Origin of the sequence: Lactobacillus sp. UMNPBX16 (assembly GCF_002553775.1) — a bacterium.
Lineage (GTDB): Bacteria > Bacillota > Bacilli > Lactobacillales > Lactobacillaceae > Lactobacillus > Lactobacillus crispatus.
On sequence record NZ_PCYU01000018.1, the window covers coordinates 1 to 8,942 of the forward strand.

The 8,942-nt window shown below is 36.8% G+C and carries 6 protein-coding genes and 1 pseudogene; 4 read left to right on the forward strand and 3 right to left on the reverse strand.

The window, feature by feature from the left end:
- The coding region (locus CP367_RS04645; protein ID WP_158227327.1) for a thioester-forming surface-anchored protein at positions 1 to 1,088 on the reverse strand (1,088 nt) is incomplete at its 3' end.
- Positions 1,089 to 1,276: 188 nt separating this feature from the next.
- Here CP367_RS04645 and CP367_RS04650 point away from each other — a divergent pair.
- A pseudogene (locus CP367_RS04650) lies at positions 1,277 to 1,781 on the forward strand (DapH/DapD/GlmU-related protein).
- A gap of 26 nt (positions 1,782 to 1,807) precedes the next feature.
- Here the strand turns inward: CP367_RS04650 and CP367_RS04655 are convergent.
- Positions 1,808 to 3,181: an amino acid permease gene (locus tag CP367_RS04655; RefSeq protein ID WP_089143375.1), complete on the reverse strand. Its 1,374-nt coding sequence runs from the start codon at positions 3,179 to 3,181 to the stop codon at positions 1,808 to 1,810.
- 313 nt (positions 3,182 to 3,494) lie between these two features.
- Between CP367_RS04655 and adhE the strand changes: the two genes are divergently transcribed.
- Both adhE and CP367_RS04665 read left to right on the forward strand, forming a co-directional pair.
- Positions 3,495 to 6,125, forward strand: coding sequence for a bifunctional acetaldehyde-CoA/alcohol dehydrogenase (gene adhE / locus CP367_RS04660; RefSeq protein WP_089148045.1), 2,631 nt, complete (start codon positions 3,495 to 3,497; stop codon positions 6,123 to 6,125).
- A 200-nt stretch (positions 6,126 to 6,325) separates the two neighbouring features.
- Complete coding sequence (locus CP367_RS04665) at positions 6,326 to 7,258, forward strand: L-lactate dehydrogenase (protein ID WP_089148044.1); 933 nt, start codon at positions 6,326 to 6,328, stop codon at positions 7,256 to 7,258.
- A 74-nt stretch (positions 7,259 to 7,332) separates the two neighbouring features.
- Here the strand turns inward: CP367_RS04665 and CP367_RS04670 are convergent, their stop codons facing one another.
- Entirely contained in the window at positions 7,333 to 8,505 is a 1,173-nt protein-coding gene (locus CP367_RS04670) for an enolase C-terminal domain-like protein (RefSeq protein WP_089148043.1), read from the reverse strand.
- Between the two features lie 242 nt (positions 8,506 to 8,747).
- On the opposite strand from CP367_RS04670, the gene CP367_RS04675 reads away from it, so the two are divergent.
- A partial coding sequence (locus tag CP367_RS04675) for a transposase (protein ID WP_035163558.1) occupies positions 8,748 to 8,942 on the forward strand: 195 nt, incomplete at its 3' end.

Consider the following 8,942-nt stretch of genomic DNA (forward strand, 5'->3'; position numbering starts at 1 on the left):
TTTGGCTTTGTATCTTCAGGTTTAGGATCTACTAATGTAACTGTAACCGGCTTACCAGGCTTAGTTGAAGTTGAAGTAAATGAAGCAGCTAAAATATTTTGGTAACTATCATTGTCTGGCGTAAAGAAATCTATTGTCATTCCATTAGGAATTGGACTATTTGGATCTACTTTAACCATATCTTGTAAAGCTTTTAACAGTACTTCATCAGTAACATGTCTGTCAAGCGCATCATTAGCCATACCTAAATCAAGTGGGCCTTTATCAGTATAGTACCAAATAGCGCGCTGAGTGATACGGTACAATTCATCATCTGTTAAACCATATCTTTTTTGAATATTGTCTGGATTTGATGCAAAACCATTCCAAATGATAGTTCTAATGGCTTTTAAGCTATCTTCATCATTTTCTTGACGTGGAGTACGCATATACTTATTAACTGAGGAACCATCGCTGATGCTTGTTCTATCATAGGAAACACCATTATCATAATAAGCTGGATCATCAGGATAATGCTTAGAAATATTAAAACAATAGCCTAAATCCTTTTGATTATTTTTGCTATCAATATAGATTTCTTCTTTAAGAGAATCGACGTAAATCTTATTACCTGTATCACCTGTACCAGCTCTTACAGTAGTACCTATGGTAGTAGTAACATTTTCATCATTAACTGTAAATTGCTGGTTTGCTACATCATATCCTTCAGGAGCCGATACTTCTTTAATTGTATATTCGCCTTTAGGCAGATTGAACACACTTGCCTCACCATTAGTAGTAAAGTCTTGTACTACCTTGCCATTCTTATCCAAAATTTGAAGATGAGCACCGGCCAATTGTTTCTGGGTATCAGAAGCGATTTTATTAATCGTTACATTGGCCGTGTGATCTGATTGAGTAGTAGAATTATCTTCAGAATTAGTTCCTTTACTTGGAGTAGCTTCTTCTGAATCAGATTTCGAATCTTTCGAATTGGGGTTTCCTTCACCTTTATTAAACTGCTGTGTCTGCCCGTTTAAAGTAGACCCCTTTTCTGCAGCATGAGTAATATTTGCAGATAAACTTACTAGCAATAGTAAACTAGTCAAAATCATCATAAATGCTAATAAAACAGCATTTATGATGATTTTGACTAGTTTGCATATTGCCGCCTCCTTTCACAAATTAAAAATTGAATTAGCTTACCTAAATTTCAGTTTCAATAATAACACTCATTATTTAATAAATCCACTAATATTTTAAAAAATTGTGTAATAAATAAAAAAACTCAGATCATATAAATGATCTGAGCCAAATTGTCGAACAAAATCAGCGTTTGTTGCAGAACTTGAACGCGCAGCGTCATTATGAATGTGAAGCGCGGCAATTAATCAGTGAAATCACAGGACAAAAAATCCCCAAGAGTACAAAAATTAGATTGCCATTTTACACGGATTACGGCCACAACATCAAAATAGGTGAACGCGTCTTTATTAACTCCAATGTGATGATGGTTGACTTAGGTGGCATCACCATTGAAGACGATGTTTTAATTGGACCAGGTGCATATCTTCTTTCCGTTAACCACGGTTTAAAACCTAAGCAGAGAAAAGAAACTCGAATTAAAGCCAGTACTTATCAAGAAAAATGCCTGGATCGGTGCTAGGGCTACCATTTGTCCAGGCGTAATTGTGGGTAAAAATGCTGTAATAGCCGCTGGAGCAGTGGTTACTAAGGATGTGCCGAAAAACACAGTAGTTGCTGGCGTACCTGCAAAAATTATCAAAAAAATAGAAGAATAAAAAACGCAACATTGTCGCGTCTTTTTTTAAGCTTCTTTTTTGTCACTCCAGAGTTTGGAGATTAAGTACAAGATGATGAAAGTAACGATAGCTGAAATCATTGGGATGCGGTAGCTTGGTAAAATCAAAAGTAAGATGATCATCAATACGAAGAACAATAGAATCAAATAATCAACGTAAGGGAAGCCAGGCATTTTGAAGTCATTTAACTTATTTTCAGGTGTTTTTCTTCTGTAAGCAATGTGAGTCAAAACCATTAAGCACCAGATGATCAAGAACATACTTGTTGAAGTAGATGAAATAAAGTTAAAGGCTTGATCGCCGATAATCAAGGTAATCAGTGGTGCGCAGGCCATAAATAATGCTGACAAAATTAAAGCATTTTGTGGCAACTGCCGTCTTGATAGGTGACCAAAAGTTTGATTCCACTTGCCTTTGCCGTGGAAAGTAACTGAGAACAAAAGTCGTCCCGCACTGTATAAAAAACTATTGGTAGATGAAACCGCCGCAGAAATTACAACGAAATTAATGATTAAACTCGCATTTCTAATTCCCGTAGCTCCAAGCGCTTGAACAAATGGACTGGAGTTAGTTGCTACCTTTGACCAAGGGATCACTAGTAAAATACTTAAGATTGCCATTACATAAAACAAAATGATACGAACAGGTAACTGATTAATTGCTCGCTTTAAGGTAGTTTTAGGATTTTGGGCTTCCGCAGCAGTTAAACCAATAAGTTCAACTCCAATAAAACTAAAGATAACCATTTGGAAACCTTGCAAAAATCCTTTAGTACCTCTAGCAAAGAAACCACCGTGATCATCTAGGTTGGCAAAGGCAACAGGACCAAATGATGTTTTACCACCAGTGATTAATAGATAAGCGATCAATAAAACAAAAGCAACTACTGTCACGATTTTGATAATGGCAAAACTGAATTCCAAATTACCAAAAACACGAGCTGAAATTAGATTGATGATCAACAAAACGGCAATTGTAATTAATCCTGGAATCCATGGTTTTAAATTGGAAAACCAATATTCAAAATAAATTCCTAAGGCAGTTGTTTCTGCCATTCCTAAAGTGATCCAACTAATCCAATAAAGATATCCGGTAATAAAACCGATGTTTTTACCCAGATATTGTTCGATAAAATCAATGTAAGTGTGTTTATGAAGGTCAGACATAATCATTTCGCCTAAGGCTCGCATAAGCAAGAATAGGAAAATACCTACAATGATATAAATCAGAATAACGCTAGGACCTGCGCGGTGAATACTGTCACCAACCCCCAGAAAAAGGCCGGTCCCAATTGTTCCACCTAAAGCAATTAACTGAATGTGTGCATTGCTTAGGGTTCGTTTATAACCAGAAGCGGTCTGTGTTTTTTTCTCACTCATATAAGCCCCCCAGTGTTCTCAATCTTTTCACATATAATTAATATTTTATCATTATCAATTAGTATGACCAGACTCTATAGTTAGATTTAAAAAAATATCAAAAATCTGTTTTTTTAAAATAAGTTTGTTAATTCACAAACAAATAATTAAGGAATCGCTTTCATTTGCATTAGAGCGAAATTATGAGGGAATGTGAATCTTTGTTAATTCACTATTTTCATAAATTCATGCATTTACAAATAAAGTTATTGTGCTATAGTTGACATTGTAAATTAGTTCACAAGAATTAGTAGATCTTAGAGGTAATAATACAATGGCTAAGACACAACAAAAAGAGACTCTTACAGAGGACGAAAAGAAAAAGCAAATCTACGACATGGTCGATAACTTAGTAAAGAAATCACATGTCGCTTTAGATCAAATGGCTAACTTCACACAAGAACAAGTTGATAAGATCTGTGAAGCAGTTGCTACTGCAGGTGAACAAAATGCTTACCCACTAGCTAAAATGGCTGTTGAAGAAACTAAACGTGGTGTAGTTGAAGATAAAACTACCAAGAATATGTATGCTTCAGAAAATATCTGGAACAGTTTGCGTCACGAAAAGACCGTCGGCGTAATTGAAGAAGACAAGGAATTAGGTTTGACTAAGATTGCTGAACCTAAAGGTGTTATTGCAGGTGTTACTCCAGTAACTAACCCAACTTCAACTGTTATTTTCAAGGCAATGCTTGCGTTGAAGACGAGAAATACCATTATCTTTGGTTTCCACCCACAGGCTCAAAAATGTTGTGTAGAAACTGGTAAAATCATTCGTGCGGCTGCTGTTGCTGCAGGTGCTCCTGCGGATGCCGTTCAATGGATTGAAGAACCAAGCCTTGATGCAACGACCGATTTGATGAATAACCCAGGTGTTCAAACTATTTTGGCAACTGGTGGTCCAGGTATGGTTAAAGCTGCTTATTCATCAGGCAAGCCAGCTATTGGTGTTGGTCCTGGTAATGGTCCTTCTTACATTGAAAAGACTGCTAATATTGATCGTGCCGTTTATGACATCGTTTTGTCAAAGAACTTCGATAACGGGATGGTTTGTGCTTCTGAAAACTCAGTTGTCGTTGATGATGAAATTTATGACAAGGTCAAGGAAGAATTTAAGAAGTGGAACTGCTACTTCTTGAACAAGGAAGAAATTAAGAAATTTGAGGAACACTTTATCGATCCTCGTCGTGGCACTGTTGCTGGTCCTGTAGCTGGTAAGTCAGCTTATGAAATTGCCAAGCTTTGTGGTGTGGATGTGCCAAAGACAACTAAAGTAATTATCGCTGAATATAAAGGCGTAGGTAGAAACTTCCCACTTTCAGCAGAAAAACTTTCACCAGTCTTTACTTTATACCGTGCTAAGAATCACGATGATGCATTTAAGATTTGTACTGACTTGTTAAACTATGGTGGTCGTGGTCATACCGCTGGTCTTCACTCAAATGATAAAAAGATCATTGATGAGTTTGCCATGAAGATGGATGCTTGCCGTATCTTAGTTAACTCACCAGCTGCACTCGGTGGTATCGGTGATCTTTACAACAACATGTTGCCATCACTTACTTTGGGTACTGGTTCTTACGGTGCCAACACCTTCTCACACAACATTGGTGCTAAGGACTTGTTAAACATCAAAACAGTGGCTAGACGCCGTGATAACATGCAATGGGTAAAGGTCCCATCAAAGACTTACTTCGAACATAACGCTGCTAACTACCTTCGTCACATGCCAAACGTTAACCGTTTCTTCATCGTAACTGATGAAGGTGTAGCTGACCAAGGCTTTGCTGATGAAATTACTGATATCATTTCTAAGCGTTTAGGTCAAAAAGAATATGAAGTCTTTAAGGCTGTAACTCTTGATCCTAATACTGATGTGATCAAGGATGGTGTTCACAGAATGAACATCTTTAAGCCAGACGTTGTAATTGCTATCGGTGGTGGTTCAGTAATGGACGCTGCTAAAGCAATGCGCTTATTCTACGAAAACCCAGAAATGAGTTTTGAAGAGGCTTACCAAAAATTCTTAGACATTAGAAAAAGAGTAGTCCGTTTCCCAAAGATTAATGGTGTACAACTTGTATGTATCCCAACTACTTCAGGAACTGGCTCAGAAGTTTCCCCAATTGCTATTATTTCTGATGCTAAGACTGGTATTAAGCATACTTTATGTGATTATGCATTGACGCCGGACGTTTCAATCGTTGATGATCAATTTGTTCAAACTTTGCCCAAACGTTTAATTGCTTGGTCAGGTTTTGAAGCATTAGGTCACGCTATCGAAAGCTATGTTTCGACTATGGCTACAGACTTTACCCGCGGTTGGTCACTTGAAGCCATCAAGACTATCTTTGCTAACTTGAAGAAGTCATACGATGGCGACCTTGATGCAAGAAAGCAGATGCATGATGCCGCAACTATTGCAGGTATGGCATATTCAAACGCCTTCCTTGGCCTTGAACACTCAATCGCTCACACCGTTGGATCAACCTTCGATATTCCAAGTGGCGTAAGTGATGCAATTGCTTTACCACAAGTTATCCGCTTCAACTCAAAGCGTCCTGAAAAACTTGCCATGTGGCCTCACTACTCAGTTTACCGTGCTAAAAGTGACTACGCCGACATTGCTAGAGCAATCGGTTTGACTGGTTCAAGCGATGACGAATTAGTTGAAAAGCTTGTTCAAAAGATTATTGATTTGGCTCATTCAGTTAACATTAAGATGGCTTACAAAGACTACGGTGTTGACAAGGCTGAATTTGATAAGAAAGTTGATGAAATGGCTGTTGAAGCTTACGGAGATCAAAACACTGTAACTAACCCTTCAGCACCACTTATCTCTCAAATTGTTGAACTCATGAAGGATTGCTACGAAGGAAAAGGCATTCCAGACAGTGATAGATAATTGATAAATTAATAAGAAAATCTGAAAGCTAAGATTTACGCTTTTTCTGTGTATGTCTTAGCTTTTTATTTTGTTAAAATGGTTGATAACTCTTGCTGAACAAAAAGTGCATCTGTGGGAAAAAAAGTGAATATGAATGTAAGCGCTTATAGTATAAAGTAAGATTATAGGTGAAATAATAACATGAGGAGGTTAGCTTTATGCAAAAAGTAGCTATTATTGGTGTTGGTAATGTTGGGTCAACCGTTGCATTTACACTTTTTACACATGGAACTGTAGGGCAGATTTATTTATTAGATAAAAATGCACTTAAAGTTGAAGCAAATGAAAGAGATTTAAGGGATGCCACAGTGAGAGATCACTATACTGTCAAGGTTAATGGATTGGATTGGAATAGTGAATCTGACTGGAAAAAATTAAAAGATGTAGATGTAATTGTCACTGCTTTTGGTGATATTAGTGCAACTGCCCGGACGGGTGATCGACAAGCTGAACTTAAGCTGAATACTTTAGGTGCACGTGATATTGGTAATAAAATAAAGAAATCAGGATTTAATGGGATTATTCTGAATATCAGCAATCCGTGCGATATCATTGTAACTGAACTCCAAAAGCAAACGGGGTTGCCCAAGAATCGTGTATTTGGTACGGGGACATTCTTAGATACTTCAAGAATGAAGAGATTTGTTGCTGAAGAATTAAATGTAGATCCACATAATGTTCATGGTTATGTATTAGCTGAACACGGTGCGAGTCAATTTACTGCTTGGTCAACGGTATATATTGGTGACAAGAAAGCTAGCGAGCTATTTTCTAAAGAAAAGTTAGATGATCTTAGTTCTCAACCTAACCGCAGTTCTAAGAGAGTATCCCATGGTAAGGGTTTTACAAATTGGGCTATTGCTTCTACTGCTGCTCGCTTGATTGAAGACATTTTTGTAGATGCACATTCAATTGTGCCTTGTTCAAATTATGACAAGGATTTTAATGTTTATGCAAGTTGGCCTGTTGTTCTTGGTGAGAATGGTATTGAGAGAAGAATAAAGCTTAATTTGACTGATGATGAAAAGAAAAAATACAAAGAATCTCTTAAATTATTAGTTGAAAGAAAACAAAAAGCTGAAAAGATGTAAATTTTAATAATATACAAATAAGAGGAAAATCTATTTGGATTTTCCTCTTATTTTGTGATAATTTCGATTAATTTTTAATATGAGCCTTTAACTTCAAAGTTTTTAGAAACAGAATCTTTATTATACCAGGTGATGCTCTTCAAAAGATTACGTTCTTTAATAACGTCCCAATCTACACGGAATGGTTGACCAGGGATATCAGGTAAGTAGAAGCGCCCATTCTTAACCTCACATTTAATCTTTAAAAGTTTGCCCATTGGACCAACCATTGGCTCGTGAAATTCAAGCATTTGATCTTCATCGTAACATGCTCCTAAGCTTGCGTTAACCCAAGTCATACCACCTGAAACAAAGCGTAAGCCATGTTTCTTACAATATAATGAGGTCTTGTAGTTTTGCCACATACTTGGGGTTCTCCCAATATATGGATCAAGAATTTGAACACCATGCTCAGCATATCCAACTTGAGCATAATAGTTACGCATTGATTCACCAAAACAAATTGGCATAGAACAATTATCAACGACCTCTTGGATTTCATCCATATGTTGTGAATTAATTGGTTCTTCAAACCATTCAATTTTATAAGGTTCAGCCATCTTAGCAAATTTAATAGCATCGTCCTTACTCCAAACCTGGTTAGCATCAATAGCGATTTTTACGTCTGGGCCGACGGCTTCACGAACTTTGGCAAGTCTGCGAATATCTCTTTCCATGTTGTGTCCCCAATCACTGCCTACCTTAAATTTGATTGTGTTAAAACCTTCTTTGACGTATCTTGTCATATCGCTGACTAAGAGATCATCGTCGGCAAGTAATGAGCCACCACCTTTATAGGCTGAGGCCCAATTCTTTTTTGCACCTAAGAATTTGTATAAAGGCAAGTTTCTTCTAGTTGCCATGATACACAACATTAATAGATCAAATTGACCTAAATCAGTAATTTGAGGAGAGTTAAAACCGAAGTTTCTTAACTTCCAATATACAAGATGATACCATTCTTGGTAGGTCTTTTCTTCACCGGTTAAAATTAGTGGGAAAATATTTTGAATCATGCCATGAGAAGTAAAAGTGCCAGCATGATTTCCATCGGTATCATATAATTCTACCCAACTTTGAAGAGGAATAGCACTACCAAAACCTCCTGTTGCATCACGCCATGGGTGATCAACAGGGACTGAGTTTAACTCATAAACAACAGCTTTTGAAAAAGCCAATTTTTCATTTTTATCAAAATCCCAAACCATATATAATCCTCCTATAAAAAGCTTACAATTACTTACAACTTAACAATAACATATATTTTATAATGTAAAACGATATTCATTATGTACTCGAAAAGAGTACATGTTGGATCCAGAGACTGTAAAATAGTTTGTGTAAGGATGAATGATTCCTTAAATTTATTTCTTTAAACATTAGAAAAAGGAGTTCCTTTCTCGTATGATTGGTTTGAACAAAAAACACATACAGAAAGAAGAACTCCTTCATGAATGATTTTACCAAAGATTTTGCTCAAGCTCTATTCAATCCAGACAAAATAAATGATTTATTGCGCAAAGAGCTACAACAGGCTGTTAATAACTTGTTAGAAGCTGAATTGACTGCCTTTCTGGGCTATGATCCCTATGCCAGAAATGGCTGGAATACTGGCAATTCTAGAAATGGTGCTTATTTCCGCAAA

What these genes read in the sequence shown, in the direction of transcription:
- CP367_RS04670 (WP_089148043.1), bottom strand. Translation starts at nt 8,505, where the DNA reads ATGGTTTGGGATTTTGATAAAAATGAAAAATTGGCTTTTTCAAAAGCT.
- CP367_RS04665 (WP_089148044.1), top strand. Translation starts at nt 6,326, where the DNA reads ATGCAAAAAGTAGCTATTATTGGTGTTGGTAATGTTGGGTCAACCGTT.
- adhE (WP_089148045.1), top strand. Translation starts at nt 3,495, where the DNA reads ATGGCTAAGACACAACAAAAAGAGACTCTTACAGAGGACGAAAAGAAA.
- CP367_RS04655 (WP_089143375.1), bottom strand. Translation starts at nt 3,181, where the DNA reads ATGAGTGAGAAAAAAACACAGACCGCTTCTGGTTATAAACGAACCCTA.